This is a genomic window from Verrucomicrobiia bacterium (assembly GCA_019634625.1).
Classification (GTDB): domain Bacteria; phylum Verrucomicrobiota; class Verrucomicrobiia; order Limisphaerales; family CAIMTB01; genus CAIMTB01.
The window spans coordinates 292,271-313,286 of sequence record JAHCBA010000001.1; the positions used below are offsets into that span (position 1 = coordinate 292,271).

Below are 21,016 nucleotides of genomic sequence, written 5' to 3' on the forward strand. Positions count from 1 at the left end.
GCCACTCCCCTGCCGACCTCACAACCTCATCCCCCACCCATCGCGTACCCGAAACGGTGTGCAGCGTTGGGTTGAGGACTCGCGGAACTCGTCCCTCCGATTCGCTGCCTCCCCTCCCACAACTCCGGGATGCACCGCCTTCAACGTCCGGGGTATCAACACTCTGGACCTTCCGCCGTCGCCTGGGGTATCCAGTGCCCGCCCTATGAATCGGTTGTCGAACCGCCGGCCGTCGAAGTCGGTGCCCTGCCGCCCCGGCGCCATGCCCCCCGGCGGTCCCCGGCACGACGGCGGCGTGACGGACTCCGCGACCGGCCGCTGACTCCCTTCCCGGCCGAGGTCATGGTCTTCACCACCCAGATATTCGTCTTCTACTTCCTGCCTGTCTTCCTGCTGGTCTATTACAATCTCCCGTTCCGGTGGCGCAATGCCTGGATCACGGTGGGCAGCTATGTCTTCTACGGCTGGTGGGAACCCTGGTTCGCCGGCCTGATGCTGTTCACGACCGTGATGGACTTCATCTGGGGCCGCGTCATCACCCGGCCCGGAGCGACACGATTGCAGCGGCGCGGCGCCGTCCTCGCCTGTGTGGTGGCGAATCTCGGCATCCTCGGGTTCTTCAAGTACTACATGTTCGCCGCCGAGACCCTCAACGCCATGCTCGCGTCCGTTGGCGCCCGGCAGTTCCAGGTCCTGCAGGTCGTCCTCCCCATCGGCATCTCGTTCTACACCTTCCACTCCCTGACCTACATCCTCGACCTCTACCGGGGACACGCCACGCCGGCAAAGTCGTTCTCCGTCTTCTCCGCCTTCGTGGCCCTGTTTCCCGTCCTCGTGGCGGGTCCGATCATTCGCTACAAGACACTCACCGCCCAATTGCACGAACGCGAACACACCGTCTCGCGGTTCGCCTCCGGCGTGGCCCTGTTCATCATCGGCTTCGCAAAGAAGATCCTCCTCGCCAATCCCTGCGGCCACGTGGCCGACACGGTCTTCGCAGCCGCCCAACCCCACGCGATCGACGCCTGGGTGGGTGTCGTGGCCTACGCCTTCCAGATCTACTTCGACTTCTGCGGCTACTCGGACATGGCCGTGGGCCTCGCCCGCATGCTGGGGTTCGAGTTCCTCAAGAACTTCGACGCCCCTTACCGGTCCGAGAGCATCACCGACCTCTGGCGGCGCTGGCACATCTCCCTCTCAAGCGTCCTTCGCGACTACCTCTACATCGCCCTCGGCGGCAACCGGAAGGGGGAGACCCGCACCTACTTCAACCTTGCCGTTGTCATGGTGCTCGGCGGCCTCTGGCACGGCGCAAAATGGAACTTCGTGCTCTGGGGTGCCTTCCACGGGCTCCTCCTTGCCTTCGAACGATGGCGCCATCGCCGGAGTGTCTACGCCGCCTGTCCCAGACCGTTCCGCATCGGCTTCACGTTCGTCCTGATGCTCCTCTCCTGGGTCCTCTTCCGGGCCGACACTCTCACCGACGCCCTCGAACTCTATCGCGCCATGTTCGGTCTCGGCTCCCCGCACGAGGTCGCCGCTCTCATGGCCGCCAGCATCTACACGCCCTATCGCCTCATCATCCTCGCCATCGGCACCATGCTCGTCTTTCAACCGCTCCAGGCTCATGACTGGGCCTCCGCACCGGTGACCTGGGGAAGGATTGCCCTCCTGCTGCCGCTCTTCGCCTTCTCGTTGATGGCCATGTTCTCACAGGACTTCAACCCGTTCCTCTATTTCCAGTTCTGACCGCCCGTGAACCGTCTGCGCGATCCCCGCTGGTCCCTCATCCTCGCCTTCCTCGCCGTCATCGGCGGCGTGCCGGCCGTCCAGCTGGCAATCGAGGCGGTCCGGGACGATCGGTTCCGGGTGTTCGACATCGTCAGCCAGGTCCCCTCGGCCCCCAACCTGCGCGCCTATGAGCACGGTCTCGAGGAGGCGAACTGGGCCGCCAGGGCCAGCCGGCCCTGGATGCAGTTCGCCCAGTTCGAGTGGCTCAGGGACGGCGGCAGCAAGGCGATCATCGGACAGGACGGCTGGTACTTCTACACGCCCGGCCTGAATTACCTCCTGACCCGGCCTTCCCCCACCCTTCGGAGCGGAACCACCAACGATCCCCTTCCCGCAATCCTCGACTTTCGGGATCAACTCGCGCAGCGGGGCATCCGATTGATCCTGATGCCCGCGCCCAACAAGGAAAGCGTCTATCCGGACCGTCTCACCCCGCGCTCCGCCTCCCTCCGCGCCGTCATGGCCCCCCGCACCCGCGAGGTGCTCGACCGTCTCCGAGCCGCCGGGGTCGAGGTCATCGACCTGTTCGAACTCTTCGCCCGCGCCCGAGCGGAGGACAATCCTGAAGCCGAAACACCCCTGTACCTGGCGCAGGATACCCACTGGTCCCCCGCCGGTGTGACCCTGGCCGCCCGGGAAGCCGCACGGCGCCTGCTCGAACTCGGTTGGGTCCGCCAGGGCCAGGTCCGCTACGACGAACGTCCGGCTCCCATTCAACGCCTGGGAGATGTCCTGCGCATGCTGCAGGTGCCGACAATCTCCCAGCACATCGCTCCCGAGGCCGTACCGACCCTCCAGATCATCCGCAGTGACTCCGGAGAACCCTACACCGATGCGGCGGAGGCGGAGATTCTCGTGCTGGGCGACAGCTTCATGCGGATCTACCAGCAGGACGAACCCGGATCCGCGGGCTTCGTCGCCCACCTCGCCCGGGAACTCCGGCAACCGCTGATGGCCCTGGTGAACGATGGCGGCGGTTCCACGCTCGTCCGCCGTGAACTTCGCGCCCGACCCGCCTTCCTCAGAAACAAGTCCGTGGTCCTCTGGGAATTCGTCGAACGGGACATCGGCCTCGGCGTCCAGGGCTGGAGCCTCGAACCGCTGCCCCCGGAACTGCCCGCCCCGGCACCGTAATCCACCGGTCACGGTTGCGCGGGCGTCTCTCCGGATTCCACCACATGCGCCCGCAGACTCGCCGGCAACGCCCGAACCACCAGCCCCGCAAACGCCTCCGCACCGGCCTCGGAGAAATGAAGATAATTGCCAGGCCACCAGATATACTCGCTCCCGCTTTCGCCCAGCCCGTTGACGAAGTCCGAACTCAGCTGGTTGAGATCTATGAAATGGACATCCAGTTCCGTCGCCACGTTCCGGATCACCGCAAAGCGATCCTGGTAGATCGGTATCAGCTTGCCTGTGGCATCAAAAAGCTTCCGCGCAGGCGGTGTCAGCAGGATGGGGACACCCCCGAACTCCCGAATATCCCGGACGATCATGCCAAGGTACTCGGCGAACTCCGGCAGGGTGGTCGTATGCGTCGGCAGCGAGCCAAACTCGTCGATCAGCCCGAATTGTATCAGCACGTATTCCGGACGCAGCGCCACCATCTGCGCATGCTCGGCCGAACTCATGAAGGACTTGCTGCTCTGACCCGGCATCGCGAGGTTCACGACCCGGGCGGTGGGCTTGAAATACCCGTACATCCCCTGTCCCCAGCCGTGAAAGTGACTGAGATTGCTCGTGAAGTCCGCCACCGTGGAGTCGCCGGTCAACACCACCGTGATCGGCCCGGCCGGCGGCGTCCACGGCGCCAGCCTGTAAAAACGCATCGGCCCGCCCGGCTCCTCAATCCGATGCGATGACTGGCTCCATACGGCGTCATCAAGGTCCTCCCACTGGAGCATGTCCCCGCTGCCCTGCAGCACATACCGCGTCTCCGGAGGTCCTTCGGCCCCGATGAGCAACGCGCCCTCACTGTCCACCCTGATGGACAGGGTCTGGCCCGGCGCGGAGGCGCAGGCGGACGCCACCACGGCGGCGGCAAACAGGCTCAGCCGAAGGGAAACGACACGGTTCTTCATGCGATGCGGGGTCAGTTTCAATAACCGAGACTCTTCGGCTGGCCTTCGAGGACCTCCGCCAGATTGTCCTGCGTGACAATCAGCGGCTCCCCGGTGCGCGCATCCACCACCACCGCCGCCAGAATCTTGCCACTCCGGAACGCCGCCGCGGCCCGCGCCGGCGACCCGAGCACACGCAGGTCAGGCAGCAGCAGACCGAATCCGCGCGGATCACCCTCCTCCCAGACCTTCAATCCCTCCACGCCAATCGGCAGGCCGATCAAACTCACAATCACCCGGCACTCCGGATGCTCCTCCGCCAGCCGGTCCACCGAGGCGGGCTCAACCAGGAAACTCAACGGCGTCCGTGAATCGGGCGGGATGATGACGGAGGCGGGATCCGTGTGGTATTCCGGTCGGATCTCCGGAAAGACCACCTTCAACTCCGACCGGGATCCAAGCCCCTCCCGCAGGCCCCGGGTTCCCGCCCGCTCGAACCGCCCCGTGTCATCGCGACGCCCCGAATCGCGGGCGAACGGATTGGACAGCACCAGCACGGGACTGCCCGGACGCATCCCGGCGAGGGTCTCTCCCAGCAACTTCATGGCCCGCTGCCGGGCATCGAGAGCCTCGCCCCGCGGACCCGAGGGCCGCAGCACCAGCACCAGGGCCACCGCCGCGACCGCCGCCAACCCTGCCCCCAGCAGAATCCTCCTTGGCGGGGTCACGGGAAATACCCGGGAATGGTGTCCTGCCCGAACAGCGCCGGAATTCGCAACGCCTCGAGCCGGGCCCGGTTCATCCCTTCCGCATGCCCGTCCAAGAACCACCCGTTCGCCGAACGGTTGTGGCGTGCATGCACCTCGTCCGTCGCGTTGGTCCGGAAGTTGTGAAACTGTACCGCCCCCATTCCCCGCCGTCCCCGGCTGGTCGTATCCGCCAGATGGACGTATTCCGTCGGATTGGGAACCGCCGTGACCACCACATTCTCGTTGAACTCGCCCGTCGTCACCTCCCGCGGCGGATCCGACCACACGCCGAAGGTCTGGAACCAGTTCGTGAAGTCACGCGGCCGGTAGGACGGGCAGAGGAAGATCGATCGCGATCCCGCCGCCTGGTTCGAGTACAGCAACCCCCCCCACGTAAACTGCACGTCCAGCGGCGCGGCAATCTGAATGCGACCCTCGTGCGAGTCGGCGTAGAGGAGCGCAAACAACCCGACCTGCTTGAGATTGTTCAAACAGTGGATCTGGCTGGCCTTGGCCTTGGACTGACTCAGCGCCGGCAACAACATCCCGGCCAGAATCGCAATGATGGCGATCACCACCAGCAACTCGATCAGCGTGAACCCTTTCCGCGTGAATCCTTGGGAATCTCCGGAAGACATCCCCCTGCCCTTCGTACCCTTCTTCATAATCTCACCTGCCCCACTCCCCGCCGCGATCCAGCATGCCCCTCCCCCTCGGGACCACCTACCCTGCGATCCCTCTCGGAAGGGCCTCGGTCCGGGTCGGGCTCCGGGTCTGGATCTGCGATCGGCCATGAAACGGCGTTCCTTGCCTTAGTTTCATCCAGTGTCTTCAGGCGCTCGCCGCACGTTCAAGTGAAATCCAGCCCTTCCTGAACGCCGCAGTGCATCCCGGAGTTGTCGGTAGAGGTGCGAACTCCGCCAAGCGGCGCTCCGGAGGGCCGAGTTCCACGAGGCCGCAACGGTGTGGAGCGTTGGGTTGAGGACTCGCGGAGCTCGTCCCTCCGGTTCGCTGGCTCGGTACCGACAACTTGGGGATGCACCGGGACGCGATCGGCCCCCACTTTTTTGCTCCATCCGGCCACCCGCCCTCTGCTATCTCCACTCCCCCGTGTCCAACACCACGCTCGCCGAGATTCGCCAGACCCGGCTCGACAAGGCCGCCACCTTGCGGGCGAAGGGCCTCAACCCCTACCCGTCCACATCCCGACGGTCCCACTACGCTCAAGCCGTCCTCGACAGCTTCGCCACCCTCGAAGGACAGGAGGTAACTGTCGCCGGACGCCTCATGTCCCTCCGCGACCAGGGCGCCCTCGCCTTCGCCCATCTCCAGGATCAGTCCGGCCGCCTCCAACTCTTCCTTCGCAAAAACCTCGTCGCCCCCACCGACGCCGCCACCGGCTGCCTCGGCTTCGCCGACCTCCACCTCGCCGATCTCGGCGACATCGTCGAGGCCACCGGCAAGGTGATGCGAACCCAGCGCGGCGAGATCAGCGTCCTGGTCGAAAGCCTTCGCCTCCTCACCAAGGCGATCCGCCCCCTCCCGGACCAGTGGTCCGGCCTGAAGGACCGCGAACAGGTCCTTCGCAAACGCTACCTCGACACCACCCTCGAACCCGCCAGCCGGGACCGCTTCGCCCTCGTGGCCCGCATGGTCGCCGCCATCCGCACCTTCCTCGCCGGACGCGGCTTCCTCGAATTCAACACCCCGGTCATCCAGCCCCAGTACGGCGGCGGCACCGCCAAGCCGTTCAAGACCCACGTCAATGCCCTCGGCGTGGACATGTACCTCGCCATCTCCCACGAGCTCTACCTCAAGCGCCTCATCGCCGCCGGATACGACAAGGTCTTCACCATCGGCCGTTACTTCCGCAACGAAGGCATCGACCGCTCCCATCATCCCGAGTTCTCCATGGTCGAAACCATGACCGCCTACGAGAACTACGAGTACAACATGCAGCTCGTCGAAGACCTCTTCCGTCACGTCGCCGTCGAGGTCTTCGGACGCACCACCTTCACGGTCAAGGGCCATACCGTCGATTTCGCCGCCCCCTGGCGCCGTCTCCGCATGGTCGAGGCCGTCAAGGAACGCTGCGGCATCGACTTCGCCGCGGCAGCTTCCACCGACGACGCCAACGCCCACCTCGCCACCCTCGGCATCGCCGAACCCCAACCCTCGCCGGGCCATGCCCTGGTCAAGGCCTTCGAGGTCCTCGTCGAACCCACCCTCGTCCAGCCCACCCTCATCTTGGGTCATCCCATCGAGATCTCCCCCCTCGCCAAACCCATGGCCGACGACCCGCGCTTCGTCGAGCGCTTCGAAATCTTCATCGGCGGCATGGAGTGCGGTGACAACTGGAGCGAACAGAACGATCCCGCCCAGCTCCTCGAAACCTGGCGCCATGCCTACCGCGAGGCGGAACGCGACGAGGGCAGGTTCCACACCCTCGACTTCGACTTCATCGAGTGCCTCGAGTACGGCCTCCCCCCCACCACCGGCATCGGCCCCGGCGTCGAACGCATGGCCATGATCTTCTGCGAACAGGAGAACATCGACGATGTCATCTTCTTCCCCCTCATGCGCCCGGTCGTCACCCCCATCAATGCCCAGCTCTATGGCATCGAAAAAGCCCCCGATCCCGCCCCGGTGGACTGGTCGGGGGCCGCGACAGTGACGCTCGACGAATGCAAGCGACTCTGCCGCGATGGCGCCCTCGCCCCGCGCGTCTCGAACCTCATCGTTCGTCCCCACGTCCGGATGTGGTCCGCCATCGCCCCCTCCGCGGTCATCCGGTTCACCGCCCACGCCGACATCGAGGGCTTCCTCCCGCACGGCACCCTGCGTGTCACCGGTCTCCACCTGCCCCACGACACCAACGAACCCCAAACCGCCGCCGCTGAACTCACCGAGTTCCTGAACACCCAATTCCCCGGGGCGAGCGTTACCGTCGAGCTGCCCGCCCAACCTCCCGCCCCGCCCACCGCCCCCCCCCAGATCGATCCGGTCAACCCCTGATCGATCCTCCTCCCGCCTTCAACACCTCCAGCAGCCGGCCCACCTCCTCCATCTGCTCCCGCGCCTGGTCCAGATACCGCCGCGCCTCCCCATCGTACCCGTCCACGGAAGCCGACCAGACCCGGTTCAGATACCGCTCCCCCGCCGCGAACCGGTTCATCACCTCGGCGTACGCCGGCAACCCGTACCGCCCGATCAGCGCCCGCCGCGCCTCCGCAAACCGGCTCAGATCGTCCCGCACCGTCCGGTCGATCCATTCGTGCAGCGTCTCCGGCCCGTCCCCCGACGCCACCCGCGCGTTGATCTCCCGGAGATGGCCGTTGATCCGCCCGATCGACTCCTCCAGCACCCGCGTGTCCCGTTCGCCCGCCGCAACGTCCCCCAGGACCTGGGACCGCGCCCGCCTCACCAGTCCCACGCCCGCCACGGCCAGTCCCAGCGCCGGAATGAACAGGCCCCACACCACCCGATCCTCCTCCGTCTGCACCGCCAGGAGTGCGGCCAACACCACCCCCGCCGTCAGCAATCCGTATCCCCATCGCTTCAACTTCATCCCGCACCTCCTCCCGCCCGCAGCACCGCCACAATGGCATGCCCCACCCCGACCAGCGCCTCCCCCACGATCAATCCCGCCGCCACCGGAATCCCTGTCTCCTCGCTGAACCGCGTTCCCTTCCACCGGTCGCACGCCAGTCGCGCCACCGTCCCCACCGTGTAGGTCAGAACCACATAGAACGGCAGATAGAAACCCAGCCCCACCAGGATCCCCAGACCCCCTATCCCGCTCGCGCTCAACACCGCGCCCAGTCCCGCCCCCGCGAGATACTTCTGAATCGGAATGTCCCCGCCCAGGATCCCCGTGATCACTCCTGCCAGCGCCTGACCCTGCGGCGCCGGATACTTGTCGCCCCCCAGCGGCGCATCCCGGTGCAAGAAGAACAGCAGCCACAACACCAGCGGCGGCCCCAGCCAGACCCCCAGGAACTGCGCCACCTGCTGCCGCCGCGGCGTCGCCCCCACGAGATACCCCGTCTTCAAGTCCAGCATCAGATCGGTCGCCTGCGCCATCGCCACACACGCCGCCGCCCCCACCAGGACCGCCGCCACCACCGCCATCCGGTCCCCAAGCCCCGCCCCGATCAACAGAAACAGCGTCACCGCAATCAACGTCATCCCCGACAACGGCGACCAGTTGGTCCGCCCGATGCACTCCGACAGAATCACCCCCGCCATCCAGATCCACAGCGTCCCCAGCACCGCCATCGTCACCCCGCGTCCCCACGTCATGTTCGGCACCGCGTTGGCCGCCAGCACCAACAGCAGCACAAACGCCCCCGCCACCGCCGCGTACAACAACCCGATCGGCATCTCATCCCGTGCCGCCACCGACCCCGACCTCGCCGCCGCCTGCATGCTCCGCACCGCGCTCACCATCATCGGCAACGCCAGCACCACCCCCATCAGCGCCCCGCCCACCAGCATCCCGATCCCAACCGGACGGAACAATTCGTTCTGCAAATAGCGCGTCACTCCCTGCCCCCGTTCCGCCAGCACGTCCGCCCCCGGCAGCAGTCCCTGAACATTCAGCACCGGCGCCAGCACCCAGTAACACAGGAACCCGCCGATCACGAAGAACACCCCGCCCCGACCCGACAGGAATCCCACCCCGACGGTCATCAACGAGACGTACCACGTCGCGTTCAGAAACGCCGGGAGCCCCAGCCACCGCCCGACCGGCGCGGTCCCGAAGTCCGCGGCCAGACTCGCCGCATGCACCAACCCGCTCACCGCCGCCCCGCCCAGCAGCAGCCACGCCTTCCGCACCCCCGCCCCCGGCGACTTCAGAATGGCCGCCACCGCCTGCCCCCCGGGAAACGCCAGCCGCTCGAAGTCGATCATCTGCTTCCGCAAGGGAATGATGAACGCGATCCCCAGGATCCCCCCGGTGATGCAACCCAGCACGGTCACCGGCACGTTGAAATCCGTGTACCCCAGGATGAACAACGCCGGCAGCGAAAACACCATCCCCGCCGACGCCGCATTCACCGCGCTGGCCAGACTCTGGTTGATGTTGTTCTCGACGATGCTCCGGCGCCGCAACAAACCCCGCAGAATCCCGAATCCCAGGATCGCCGCCAGTTCCGAACCCTCGATCGAAAACCCCAGCTTCAAACTCGCGTATCCCACGCTCAACGCGATGATCGCCCCCAGGAAATACCCCACCAGCACCGCCGTCCACGTCAGCTCCGGATACGGTCGGCTCGACTCGGTCGCAACAGCCTTCATCGCGGGCCCACAAACAACCATCCCCGCCCCCTCCCCGCCAAGCCTTTTGCCCCGGGGACTCGGCACCCCTGGCGCATCTCAGCGTCCCGCCGCCGGCCTTCCACCGTGATCGCACTCAACCCGAAGGGCGGTACCCGGGCTCGCCCCCGCAACGAGGCGCTGGCGCACCTTGGTCCGACTCTCGGATCCCCCACGCATCAAGTTCAAGTTAATAGGACTGACAATGTATTGTTGACCCAGACCAAGTGAGATAATGGGCCGGCCATTCTAATGTTGATGCTGATAAATAATGGGACTGACAGGCTACTGTTGACTCGGAGGGTCGCTGGAGATTCGGGTCGGGACCACAACACGGGATCCGCATTGCCCTGCCCATGCCTTTCCGTCATCCTTGCCGCGTCGTGAATTCCGCCGGGAACATTCTCCGTCGTCGCGGCGCCCCCAAGGGCGCCGCCCGGGCCGCTGCCTGGGTAGAGGCGGCCGGCGGTGGCTTTCCGGACGATTCGCGCTGAATCCAGCATCCCATCGTTCCTGAAAGCCCGCCGCTTGTGCCCGGCGGGTTTTGTGTTTCCCCCGGCAGGCAACGGTCCCAGGGAACCCCGTATCCCATGTCACCGCCCGATTCCCCCCCCGCCGCGTCACCCCGGCCGCCCCTCGTCTGGGGCGCGCTGTTTATCGTGTACGTCGTCTGGGGCTCCACCTACCTCGCGATCAAGGTGGCCATCGAAACCATGCCGCCCCTCCTCATGGCCGGCGCCCGATTCGCAATCGCCGGCGGACTGCTCTACGGACTCCTTCGCCTCCAGGGCCGGCGCCTGGGAGGCCTGGTGCCCTGGCGCAATGCCTTCCTCGTCGGCACCGCCCTCCTCGCCGGCGGCAATGGCGGCGTCTCCTGGGCCGAACAAACCGTTCCCTCCGGCATCGCCGCCCTCGTGATCGGAAGTGTCCCCCTCTGGTTCGCCCTCGTGGACTGGGTCCGCCCGGGAGGCACCGCCCCTTCACGCCGCACCTGGACCGGCATCGCCCTCGGTTTCGCCGGCCTCGGCATCCTCGGCGCCCCTGCCGTCGCCGGACAACCGGTCGATCCCGCCGGGTTCGCCGTGCTGCTCGTTGCCTGCGTCTTCTGGGCCAGCGGTTCGATCTATTCCCGCCACACCCCCAACCCTGGCTCCCCGTGGCTCACCGTCGGCGCCCAGATGCTCTGCGGGGGACTGGTCCTCCTCGTTGCCTCCGCCGTCTCCGGTGAAGCCGCGACGTTCGACTGGCGCGGCGTGTCGGCCCGTTCCTTCTGGGCACTCGTCTATCTGATCGTCGCCGGTTCGTGGATCGGCTTCAGCGCCTACATCTGGCTCCTCCGTGCCACCACCCCCGCCCGGGTGTCCTCGTACGCCTATGTCAATCCCGTCGTTGCCGTCCTCCTCGGCTGGGCCGTGCTCGGCGAACCCCTTACCCCCCGGATCGGCATCGCCGCCACGGTCATCCTCACCGGCGTCATCGCCCTTACCCTGCCCGCCCGCCGTCCGACCCGTCCGCCTTGCGAAGGGCCCGCTGGGGACCCGTGCTCATCGGAAACAATCCCGGACAGCACCCGAACCGCTCGTGAAACGCCTGGCTGAAATGGCTCAGGCTGGAGTACCCGACCTCCATCGCCGCCTCGGTCACGTTGAACCGGCCCGACCGGAGCAGCTCGGCCGCCCGTTCCAGACGCAGTTGCCGCAGGTACTGCGGCAGGGTCATCCCCATCTCCGACGAGAAGGTCCGGCTCAGGTAATACGGACTGCACCCCACCAATCGTCCCAGTTCCTCCAACCCGGGCGGCTCGGACAGCCGTTCCCTCAGGATGGCCACGACCTTCTCGACCCGCGCATGCGCCAGCCGCCGCGCCCGGGCACAAAACAGCTCGCGATCGTCCGAGGGTTGAAAGAGCAATTCGACCACCAGCTCGATTGCCTTGGCCTGATACCAGAGCACCTGCCCCTCCAGCAGCACCGGCGGCCGCCGCAATGTGCCCAGCAGCGCCTGCTGCCGTGCCGACAGCGGAAGTGACGCCCCCACCCCCGATCGCGCCCGGTCGCTCCCCACCAGCGCCTGCACCACCGGGTGCAACCACGCCCGGTACCCGTTCAGATGCCGCCGCAGGAACTCCGCCGACAGCTCGACGGTGATGAACCGATGCCGCTTGTGCGCCCGCCGCTGCGCCGAGATTGTCCCCACTCCACAGACATAGAATCCCGCCATTCGCGGCCGGAACTCCAGGACGTTTCCCGCCGCCGTCACCTGCCCTTCCCCCTCGAAGTTCAGGCAGATCTCCACGCTCCCCGCATGGAAACTCCGGCTCCAATCCACATCGCTCCCAGCCTCGAAATCGTGCCACTCGAAACTGAAACCATGCCGCCGGAAACTCCCCCCCAGATGCCGCCAGTCCGCCCCCACCGACGTCCATACGGCCCCCTCCCGTGTCGCCGGACCGGAAACCTTGTCTTCGTCATGGTTGCCTTCGGTGGACATCGCCTTTTCGGCCTGGTTTTCAACTCCGGCTGCCCCCCCGGAATGGTCCTTCCCTCCGCCCGGCGCCGTTCTCCAAGGCGAGCCCCCGTCAGTGGGCCGGCTGCCGGATGGTCACGTCACCCCCCAGCACCTTGACGCAGCAGGCCAGACGGAACTTCTCCGGATCCCGGTTCCACTGGTCCAGCACGTCCAGCTCCTCCGGAGTCGGCTCCTCCAGATGGGCCATGCCGCTCACCACCTCGACCACGCAGGTGCCGCACGAGCAATTGAAGCATCCCGCCTCCATCTCCACCCCCGCCTTCTCCCCCGCCTCCAGAAGCAACTCTCCAACCTCCACTTCGGCGGTCACATCGGCAGGCAGTACAGTCACTTTGGGCATGAGGCGTCGGGGGGTCCGTCCAGTCGAACCGGCCGGGAAACGTATGGCCCCGCTCCCCGCCCGGTCAAGAAGCGCGGCTTTCTGCTTGCACCCCGGGCGTGCGCCTCAATCGTTCACCCCGTGAGTCAACCGGATCCGTTGCGCAAGTCGGCCCGCATGCCGCGCGCCCCCAACGACCTCATCGTTCCCACACCCCGCACCTCCGCCCCCGCGGCCCTGCTCGCCGCCCTCACCGCCGCCCTCACCCTCGCCGCCACATCGCCCCTGCCCGGCCCCGCCGATCGTGCCCGGGAGGAGCAGCGCCTCCTCGATCGCCTCGCCTCCGAAGGCACCAATGCCCCGGCCCTCTTCGCCCTCGCCGACCTCTGCCACGACATCGGGGTCGATGGCGACAAAAAGGCCGTGCTCCGTGCCGAGTCCTACCTGCGCCAGCTCCTCAGCCTCGAACCCGACCATGCCCAGGCCCTCGCCCTCCTCGGCTCGGTGTACACCCTGAAGGGCCGCGACGCCTTCTGGCCCCCCACCCAGCTCCGCCTCGTCCGCGAAGGGAATGCCTTCATGGACCAGGCCGTCGAACTCGCCCCCGACGACATCGCCACCCGCAAGATCCGTGCCCTCAACAACGCCCACATGCCCGACTTCCTCGGCCGTGCCGAAATCGTCCGCGCCGACCTCGACTGGCTCTGGACCCGCATCGAGGCCGGCCCCGTCCCCCTCGGCGTCTCCGCCCGTCAGCAGGTCGGCCTCCACCTCGGACGCCGCCTGAAACGCGAGTCCCGCCCCGACGACGCCCGGCGCGTCTGGGAAACCGCCCGGGATTTCGCCCCGGACTCCCCCGATGCTTCCGAAATCAACGCGGAACTCGCCCGCCTCCGCTGATCCCATGCCCCGCTCCCGTCCCAGGTCCGGCCCAGGCCCCACCCCGGCCGCCCCCCCTCCCCCCGTCCCCTCCGCCTGGCGCTCCGACATCGCCCGGGTCCTCCTCACCGAAACCCAGATCGCCAACCGCGTCGCCGAACTCGCCGACGAGATCCAACGCGACTTCGCCTCCCGCGATACCGTCGTCGTCGCCATCCTCAATGGCACAGTCCTCTTCCTCGCCGACCTCCTCCGCCATCTCGATTTTCCCGTTCGACTCGACTTCGTCGGCACATCCAGCTACGGCACCTCCACCACCCCCGGCCATCTCTCCTTCACCCGCACCACGCGCCTCGACGTCCGCAATCGCGATGTCCTCGTCGTGGATGACATCCTCGACACCGGAAAGACCCTCGACCGCGTCGTCACCCACCTCCGCCCCTTCAAACCCCGCCGCCTCCGCACCTGTGTCCTCCTCGACAAGAAAGCCCGACGCCAGGTGAAGATTCGCGGCGATTACACCGGGTTCGCCATCCCCGACGAATTCGTGGTCGGCTACGGCCTCGATTTCGCCGAACGCTACCGCAACCTCCCCTTCATCGGCGTGCTCAAGCCCGAAATTCTCCATCCGGACAATCCCTCCGCCCACGCCCAACGACCGCCCCGCCCGGGCCCCCGCCGCCCCGCATGATCTCCGCATGATCTCCATCCGCATCCGCTACTGGTCCTGGTTCCGTGACCTGACCGGCACCGACTCCGAGGAGCTTCAGGTTCCCGAGGGACTCCAACTCGGCGAACTGCTCGACCGTGTCCGCACCCGCCACCCGCGCCTGGCCGAGGCCCGCAATTGCACCCTCGCCGCCGTCGGCGTCGACTACCAACCCGCCACCTTCCAACTCAGCCCCGGCGATGAAGTCTCCCTCTTCCCCCCGGTCCAGGGCGGTTGAAGATTCCCAACGCCCTCCCCCGCCGCGTGCCATTCCCGCCCATGCAGTCCGAACTCCTCATCGGCCCCGACCCCATCCCGCCACCCGACCCCGCCGCCGCCCACACCTGGCAATCCACGTGCGGTGCGGTGATCACCTTCCTCGGCGTCGTCCGGGACGACGAAGCCGGCCAGCCCATCGCGGCCCTCGATTACGAGGCCTTCGTCCCCATGGCCGAACACCAGTTCGCCAGGCTCTTCGCCGAACTCGAACGCCGCTGGCCAACCGTCCGCTCGCTCCGCCTCGTTCATCGCATCGGACGCGTCCCCGTGGGCGAACCCTCCCTCCGCATCGACCTCGCCGCCCCGCACCGCCCCGACGCCTTCGCCGCCTGCCAGTGGCTCATCGACGAAATGAAACGCGTCGTCCCCATCTGGAAACGCCCCGTTCCCCGCAACGCCACCTGACCCAATCGACGCAAAATTCGTGCATATGCACGAATGTTACGCTCATTTCCAGCCGTCCCCCGGCCCCCCACACAGCAACGGCCCCCGACTCCCGTCCCCCAACCCCCTCCCGGACCAGGCCCGAATGTGGTTGGCGGCAACCAAACCCTTGTGAAAGCCTCCCTACCATGAGCCCGTTGGTGAGGTTGGCGGTCACCGCAGCGGCCTGGGCATGGACCCGCTTCGCGATCGCTGCCAGCACATTTTCAGCGCCTGCGCCCGGGGCCACGACGGATTTCAACCGCGACATCCGGCCCCTCTTCACCCAGCACTGCACCGCCTGCCATGGCGGCGTCAAGGCGGCCGGCCGGATCTCCTTTGTGTACCGGGACAAGGCCATCGCCGTCGGCCGATCCCGTGAACCGGCCATCCTCCCAGGGGACCCGGACGGATCCGAGGTGATCCGCCGCATCACGTCCTCCGATCCCGGTGAACGCATGCCGCCACCGGACCACGGCCCGGCCTTGTCGGAGTCGGAAATCGCCACCCTGCGCCGCTGGATCCTGGACGGCGCACCCTGGAGCGAACACTGGTCCTTCGTCCCGCCTCAGGATCCCCCCGAACCGGAAGTGTCGGACCCTTCGTGGATCTCCGTGCCAGCCGATCGCTTCATCCTCGCCCGCCTGGACGCGGAACGCCTGCGACCCTCGCCCGAGGCCGGACCCGCCGAATGGCTGCGTCGCGTCACCCTGGATCTCACCGGACTGCCCCCCTCGCCATGGGAATTCCAGGAGTACGTCGAGGATCGACGCGAAAACCCCTCCCAGGCCCGCAAACGGGTGGTCGACCGCCTCCTGGCTTCACCGCGGTTCGGGGAACGCTGGGCCGCCATGTGGCTCGACTTGGCCCGGTACTCCGACACCTACGGTTACGAAAAGGATCCTCACCGGGACATCTGGCCCTGGCGCGACTGGGTGATCCGGGCGTTCAACGACGATCTGCCCTTCGACCAGTTCACCGTCCGTCAACTGGCAGGGGATCTCCTTCCGAACCCGACCGCCGACGACCTTCTGGCCACCGCCTTCCATCGCAACACCCAAAACAACACCGAGGGCGGTACCGACGACGAGGAGTTCCGCACCGTCGCCGTCCTCGACCGCGTCAACACCACCTGGACCGTCTGGCAGGCCAGCACCTTCGGATGCGCCCAATGTCACGACCATCCCTACGACCCCATTCCCCATCGGGACTACTACCGGTTTGCCGCCTTCTTCAACAACACCGAGGACTGCGACCAGAACGACGATTATCCCCGGATCCTCTTCCCACGCGATGACGAGCGGCGCGAGGAGGGGGTGGCCTGGCAGCGCCAGATCCGTTCCCTGCGCGAGTCGCTCAACGATGAGGCCCTCGCCGTGGTGCGGACCGTGACCGACTGGAAACCCGTGGTCCCGACATCCGCCGTCGCCAGTGGCGGCACGGTCACCGTCGGAGACGATGGCCGCCTCGAAGCCGAAGGCACCCTCCCGGTCAAGGTGACCTACACCCTCTCCGCCCCTGTCGTGCCGGGACTGACCGCCCTGCGCCTCAACATCGACCCCTTGAACGGTGACCCGAAGAGTGCCCCGGAACGCGGCCAGGCGTTCTCGAAGATCACCCTGGCCCTGGTGCTGCCCGGATCCACCAACCAGCCGGTCGCCCTGAAGGAGGTGGTCGTGGATTACTTCGCCGGACCGCTGAACCCGGACGGCATCCTCGCCGGGGGCGGTGGCTTCGGCAGTTACCCCGTCATGACCACCTCCCGACAGGGGGTGCTTCTCCTGGAAAAGCCCCTCGAGGCGCCCTCGGATGCCACCCTGGAAATCGTCCTGGATCATGGCATCGCCTCCAACAGCGGCGTTCAGGGTTGTCCGCTCAGGCGCTTCGCCCTCTCCGCCTCCACCGATCCCAAATTATCCGCCCTGGCCCGCGACGCCGAACGCCTCGATCGCTGGCAGGCTCTCGCCGACTTGCGGGACCGGGTGAAGGACATCCCGGGCACCCGCGTGCCCGTCATGGTCGAACGCGTCGAGGCAGCCCGTCGGGAAACCCGGGTGTTCGTCCGCGGCAACCGGACCACCCTCGACGAAAAGGTGGAACCCGGCGTCCCCAACATCCTCCGCCCCCCGGCCACCGAAGGTCCGATGAGCCGGCTCGACATGGCCCGCTGGCTGGTGGGGGACCAGAATCCGCTGACCGCCCGGGTGCTGGCCAACCGGCTCTGGGCGGAGCTGATGGGCCGGGGCATCGTGGAAACCCTCGAGGATTTCGGGGCCAGCGGCGCCCAGCCCACCCATCCTGAATTGCTCGACCACCTCGCCCTGCGACTCCGCGACGATTGGGGGTGGTCCTTCAAGCGGTTCCTGCGGGAAATCGCCCTCTCCTCGACCTACGCCCAGAGTGCCCGCGTCACTCCGCGGCTGGCGGAACGGGACCCCGGCAACCGGTTCTATGCTCGCGGGCCCCGGGTGCGGCTGACGGCCGAAATGGTGCGGGACCAGGCGCTCGCCCTGTCCGGCTCGCTCGCCTCCAAGGCGTTTGGCCCGCCAGTTTATCCTCCCCAGCCCGACGGCGTCTGGAGCACGGTGTACAGCGGGGATCAATGGAACACCTCGACCGGTGCCGACCGCTTCCGCCGCGCGGTGTACACCTACCAGAAACGCACCAGCGGTTACCCGGTGTTCCTCACCTTCGACGCCCCCACCCGGGATGCCTGCACGGCGCGGCGCCTGCCCAGCAACACCCCCCTCCAGGCCCTCGCCCTCCTGAACGACCCCGCCTTCATCGAAATGGCCCAGTCCCTCGCCAACCGCATGGAAGCAGCGGGCGACCATCCGGCGGAACAAATCCAATACGCCTGCCGGCAGCTCCTCCTCGAACCTCCGCCGAAGTCCATGGTCGACACCTTGCTCACCCTGTACCGCGGCGCCCTGGACGAGTTCCACGCCAACCCGCATACCTTCGAGAAACTCGGCCCCACCCCGGAGCGGGCCGCACTCGTCCTGGTGGCCAGCACCCTCTTCAATCTCGATCTCGCTCTCAACCGCTGACCGCCGACCGCACCGCCATGAATCCCGCCGATCCGCTGTTGACCCGTGAGCAGTTGCTCCATCACACCCGCCGGCATTTCCTGCGCGACTGCGCCAGCGGCCTCGGCGCCCTCTGGCTGGCCACCACCGCCGGCCGCGCCTGGGGCGCCTCCGGCGTCAGCCAACGCGACCCCGCCCGTCCGCTCCTGCCCGTGGACCCGCCCCTGCCGGCCCGGGCGAAGCGCGTCATCTACCTCCACATGGCCGGAGCGCCCAGCCAGCACGAACTGTTCGACTACAAGCCCGAACTCGCCAAGCTCGATGGCAGGGACTGTCCCCCTTCACTCCTCGCCGGCCAGCAGTTCGCCTTCATCCAGGGCGTCCCCAAGTTGCTCGGACCCCAGTTCCCCTTCCAACGGCATGGCCAGAGCGGACAGTGGGTCTCCGACCGGCTGCCCCACTTCGCCTCGGTGGTGGACGACGTCTGCTTCATCAAGTCGATGGTCACCGACCAGTTCAATCATGGCCCGGCCCAGTTGCTCATGCACACCGGCACCCAGAATCCCGGGGCGGCCAGTGCCGGAGCCTGGGCCACTTACGGACTGGGTTCCGAAAACCAAAACCTCCCGGGCTTCATCGTCCTGACCAGCGGCGGCAAAGACCCCGACGCCGGCAAATCGGTCTGGGGCTCCGGATTCCTCCCCTCCGTCTATCAGGGCGTTCAATGCCGTTCCCAGGGCGATCCCGTCCTCTTCCTCTCCAATCCCGCCGGCATCACCCGCAGTCAACGGCGTCGCACCCTCGACGCCCTGCAGGAAATCAATCAGCGGACGGCCCGCGAAGTGGGCGATCCCGAAACCCTCACCCGCATCGCCCAGTACGAACTCGCCTACCGCATGCAGGTGGATGCCAGCGACGCCTTTGATATCACCCGCGAACCGGCACCCATCCACGAACTCTACGGCACCCAGCCCGGCCGGGAGTCCTTCGCCAACAACTGCCTCCTGGCCCGGCGCCTGGCGGAACGAGGCGTCCGTTACATCCAGTTGTTCGACTGGGGCTGGGATTCCCATGGCGCCGGAGAGTCCGAGGCGCTTCATCACGGGTTCAAGGACAAGTGCCAGAGCATCGATCGCCCCCTCATGGCACTCCTCACCGACCTCAAACAACGCGGCCTCCTCCAGGATACCCTCGTCGTCTGGAGCGGTGAGTTCGGTCGCACCCCCATGCGCGAAAACCGGGGCGGGGTCGAAATGAAGCTCGTCGGCCGGGACCACAACCCCGCCGCTTTCACCTTGTGGATGGCCGGGGGCGGCGTCCGTGCCGGCCATTCCCACGGAGAAACCGACGACTTCGGCTACCGCTCCGTCATCGATCCAGTCTCGGTCCACGACTTCCACGCCACCCTCCTCGCCCTGCTCGGCTTCGATCATCTCCGACTGACCTATCCCGTCTCCGGCGTCAGCATGCGCCTCACCAACGTCACCAAGCCCGGCAGTCAGGTCGTGCAAGGGGTGATCGGTTGAGCGTTGCCTCCACCCCGGGATCAGGACGTGCATGACCCGATTCCGTCACCCGTTATCCCCAGCGCCCATGCCGAAACGCACCCGTAGCCGGACCTTCCCGGACCTGCATCCGCCCCGGCTTCATCCTCTCCCCGGCTGAACCACCTCTGCCAACCCACACCCCCATGCCCAAGATCCACATCGGTCTCAACGCCGAGTTCTCCCGCAGCTCCGACAAACCCTTCGAATGGGCCGTCCGCGCTGCCGCCGACATGGGCTATCGCTACTTCGAGCCCATGGTCCACTTCGGCCGGGAACTGATGAGCGAAGCCGGTTACTTCCACACCGTCTCCCTGTTCGATGACCCATGGCGCATCAAGGACGCCTGCGACCAGGCCGGCCTCACCCTCTCCGGACTCCAGGCCCACGGTCCCCTCGGACGTCCCGATGTCCATGGCGAATACCTCAAACTCGCCATCCGCGTCGCCGCCGAAATCGGCGCCCCCGTCGTCAACACCGACGAAGGCATCAAGGCAAAATGGACCTCCGAGGCCGAGGACTTCGTGCTCATCAAGTACACCCTCCAGGAAGCCGCCTTCATCGCGGAACGACGCCGCGTCCGGATCGGACTCGAACCCCACGCCCAATACTCCCGGCACCCGGACGGACTCGACCGCCTCTACCACCTGGTCCAGTCCCCCGCCATCGGGATCAACTTCGATACCGGCAACGCCTACCTTTGCGGCCACGACGTCTATACCTGGCTCGAACGCGTGGCCCCCCGGTTGGTGCACCTCCATGCCAAGGACATCTCCACCGCCCACTCCGAAGCCGAACGCGGCAAGGTCACCGGCACACCGGTCGGCTGCGCCTGCGGCGAAGGGGTGCTCGACTGGAAGCGCATCATCGCCGTCGTCCGGGAGAAGTGCCCCAGGGACATCGTGTTCTCCGTCGAATGCGGCACCCCCGACCAGGCGGCCCGAAGCCTGGAACACCTCTCCCCCTTGGCCGACTGAAGTCCGACCTGCCGTCTCCGAAGATCTCCCACCTACCCAAACATTGCTCCAGTCAATCAAAGCGAAGGCTTTTCTCGGTCAAAGTCTATAAGTCAGGTTATTTAATAACTACCAATTAATTATAAAGTCAGGCTTTTTAACTTGACGCAGCTCCGCCTGAGCGATCACGCTTATCCCCGTCAATTTATTTGTCTTCACTGGCATACAGCACACCACGCTCATGAGAATCCCCCGAATCAAGGCCGACCCCTCGCTCCCTGCAGTCTATCACTGCATGTCCCGAGTCGCCGGCCGCCTCCCTCTCCTCGACGACTCCGCCAAGCACAAACTCGTGCAGATCCTCCACCACCTCGCCCGGTTCTGCGACATCGACATCATCACCTTCTGCATGATGTCCAACCACTTCCAC

Annotated in this window: 19 protein-coding genes; 12 read left to right on the top strand and 7 right to left on the bottom strand. The window is 66.6% G+C overall.

Translation table 11 applies throughout. The features are described 5' to 3' along the window. Positions 1 to 129 precede the first annotated feature (129 nt). Both KF833_01090 and KF833_01095 read left to right on the top strand, forming a co-directional pair. Positions 130 to 1,749 (top strand): MBOAT family protein, encoded by a 1,620-nt coding sequence (locus tag KF833_01090; GenBank protein ID MBX3743879.1) that lies wholly within the window; start codon positions 130 to 132, stop codon positions 1,747 to 1,749. 6 nt (positions 1,750 to 1,755) lie between these two features. Next, positions 1,756 to 2,925, top strand: a complete 1,170-nt coding sequence (locus KF833_01095) for a hypothetical protein (GenBank protein ID MBX3743880.1) — start codon at positions 1,756 to 1,758, stop codon at positions 2,923 to 2,925. Between the two features lie 8 nt (positions 2,926 to 2,933). On the opposite strand, the gene KF833_01100 is transcribed toward KF833_01095, so the two are convergent. From KF833_01100 to KF833_01110, 3 genes are read right to left on the bottom strand one after another with little or no spacing between them, the layout of a single operon-like run. Continuing rightward, a complete protein-coding gene (locus KF833_01100) occupies positions 2,934 to 3,872 on the bottom strand; it encodes a hypothetical protein (GenBank protein MBX3743881.1) in 939 nt (312 codons plus the stop codon). A gap of 17 nt (positions 3,873 to 3,889) precedes the next feature. Beyond that, positions 3,890 to 4,579 (bottom strand): hypothetical protein, encoded by a 690-nt coding sequence (locus KF833_01105; GenBank protein ID MBX3743882.1) that lies wholly within the window; start codon positions 4,577 to 4,579, stop codon positions 3,890 to 3,892. Then, positions 4,576 to 5,238, bottom strand: a complete 663-nt coding sequence (locus KF833_01110) for a prepilin-type N-terminal cleavage/methylation domain-containing protein (protein ID MBX3743883.1) — start codon at positions 5,236 to 5,238, stop codon at positions 4,576 to 4,578. Before KF833_01110 ends, KF833_01105 begins: the two co-directional genes overlap by 4 nt. A 472-nt stretch (positions 5,239 to 5,710) precedes the next feature. On the opposite strand from KF833_01110, the gene lysS reads away from it, so the two are divergent. Further along, entirely contained in the window at positions 5,711 to 7,615 is a 1,905-nt protein-coding gene (gene lysS / locus KF833_01115; protein ID MBX3743884.1) for a lysine--tRNA ligase, read from the top strand. Here lysS and KF833_01120 read toward each other — a convergent pair. Together KF833_01120 and KF833_01125 are read right to left on the bottom strand one after the other, a co-directional pair. Continuing rightward, positions 7,605 to 8,168 carry a hypothetical protein gene (locus KF833_01120; GenBank protein MBX3743885.1) on the bottom strand — a complete coding sequence of 188 codons (564 nt, stop codon included), beginning with the start codon at positions 8,166 to 8,168 and terminating at the stop codon, positions 7,605 to 7,607. The genes lysS and KF833_01120 overlap by 11 nt on opposite strands. Next, positions 8,165 to 9,922 (bottom strand): OPT/YSL family transporter, encoded by a 1,758-nt coding sequence (locus KF833_01125; GenBank protein ID MBX3743886.1) that lies wholly within the window; start codon positions 9,920 to 9,922, stop codon positions 8,165 to 8,167. The genes KF833_01120 and KF833_01125 overlap by 4 nt, the downstream gene beginning before the upstream one ends. Positions 9,923 to 10,509: 587 nt before the next feature. Between KF833_01125 and KF833_01130 the strand changes: the two genes are divergently transcribed. Further along, on the top strand, positions 10,510 to 11,517 hold the full coding sequence (locus KF833_01130; GenBank protein MBX3743887.1) for an EamA family transporter: 1,008 nt from the start codon (positions 10,510 to 10,512) through the stop codon (positions 11,515 to 11,517). On the opposite strand, the gene KF833_01135 is transcribed toward KF833_01130, so the two are convergent. Continuing rightward, positions 11,402 to 12,409, bottom strand: a complete 1,008-nt coding sequence (locus KF833_01135) for a helix-turn-helix transcriptional regulator (GenBank protein ID MBX3743888.1) — start codon at positions 12,407 to 12,409, stop codon at positions 11,402 to 11,404. The two genes, KF833_01130 and KF833_01135, sit on opposite strands and share 116 nt — an antisense overlap. An 88-nt stretch (positions 12,410 to 12,497) precedes the next feature. Further along, entirely contained in the window at positions 12,498 to 12,788 is a 291-nt protein-coding gene (locus KF833_01140; GenBank protein MBX3743889.1) for a (2Fe-2S)-binding protein, read from the bottom strand. A 120-nt stretch (positions 12,789 to 12,908) separates the two neighbouring features. On the opposite strand from KF833_01140, the gene KF833_01145 reads away from it, so the two are divergent. From KF833_01145 to KF833_01180, 8 genes are all read left to right on the top strand, one after another. After that, positions 12,909 to 13,667, top strand: a complete 759-nt coding sequence (locus KF833_01145) for a hypothetical protein (protein MBX3743890.1) — start codon at positions 12,909 to 12,911, stop codon at positions 13,665 to 13,667. A gap of 4 nt (positions 13,668 to 13,671) precedes the next feature. Continuing rightward, positions 13,672 to 14,337: a hypoxanthine phosphoribosyltransferase gene (gene hpt / locus KF833_01150; protein ID MBX3743891.1), complete on the top strand. Its 666-nt coding sequence runs from the start codon at positions 13,672 to 13,674 to the stop codon at positions 14,335 to 14,337. Between the two features lie 7 nt (positions 14,338 to 14,344). Further along, a complete protein-coding gene (locus KF833_01155; protein MBX3743892.1) occupies positions 14,345 to 14,593 on the top strand; it encodes a MoaD/ThiS family protein in 249 nt (82 codons plus the stop codon). 41 nt (positions 14,594 to 14,634) lie between these two features. Beyond that, complete coding sequence (locus tag KF833_01160) at positions 14,635 to 15,039, top strand: molybdenum cofactor biosynthesis protein MoaE (GenBank protein ID MBX3743893.1); 405 nt, start codon at positions 14,635 to 14,637, stop codon at positions 15,037 to 15,039. A gap of 167 nt (positions 15,040 to 15,206) precedes the next feature. Further along, positions 15,207 to 18,107 (top strand): PSD1 domain-containing protein, encoded by a 2,901-nt coding sequence (locus tag KF833_01165; protein ID MBX3743894.1) that lies wholly within the window; start codon positions 15,207 to 15,209, stop codon positions 18,105 to 18,107. Positions 18,108 to 18,124: 17 nt separating this feature from the next. Continuing rightward, positions 18,125 to 19,612: a DUF1501 domain-containing protein gene (locus KF833_01170; GenBank protein ID MBX3743895.1), complete on the top strand. Its 1,488-nt coding sequence runs from the start codon at positions 18,125 to 18,127 to the stop codon at positions 19,610 to 19,612. A gap of 164 nt (positions 19,613 to 19,776) precedes the next feature. Next, complete coding sequence (locus tag KF833_01175; protein MBX3743896.1) at positions 19,777 to 20,607, top strand: sugar phosphate isomerase/epimerase; 831 nt, start codon at positions 19,777 to 19,779, stop codon at positions 20,605 to 20,607. 220 nt (positions 20,608 to 20,827) lie between these two features. Beyond that, the coding region (locus KF833_01180; GenBank protein ID MBX3743897.1) for a transposase at positions 20,828 to 21,016 on the top strand (189 nt) is incomplete at its 3' end.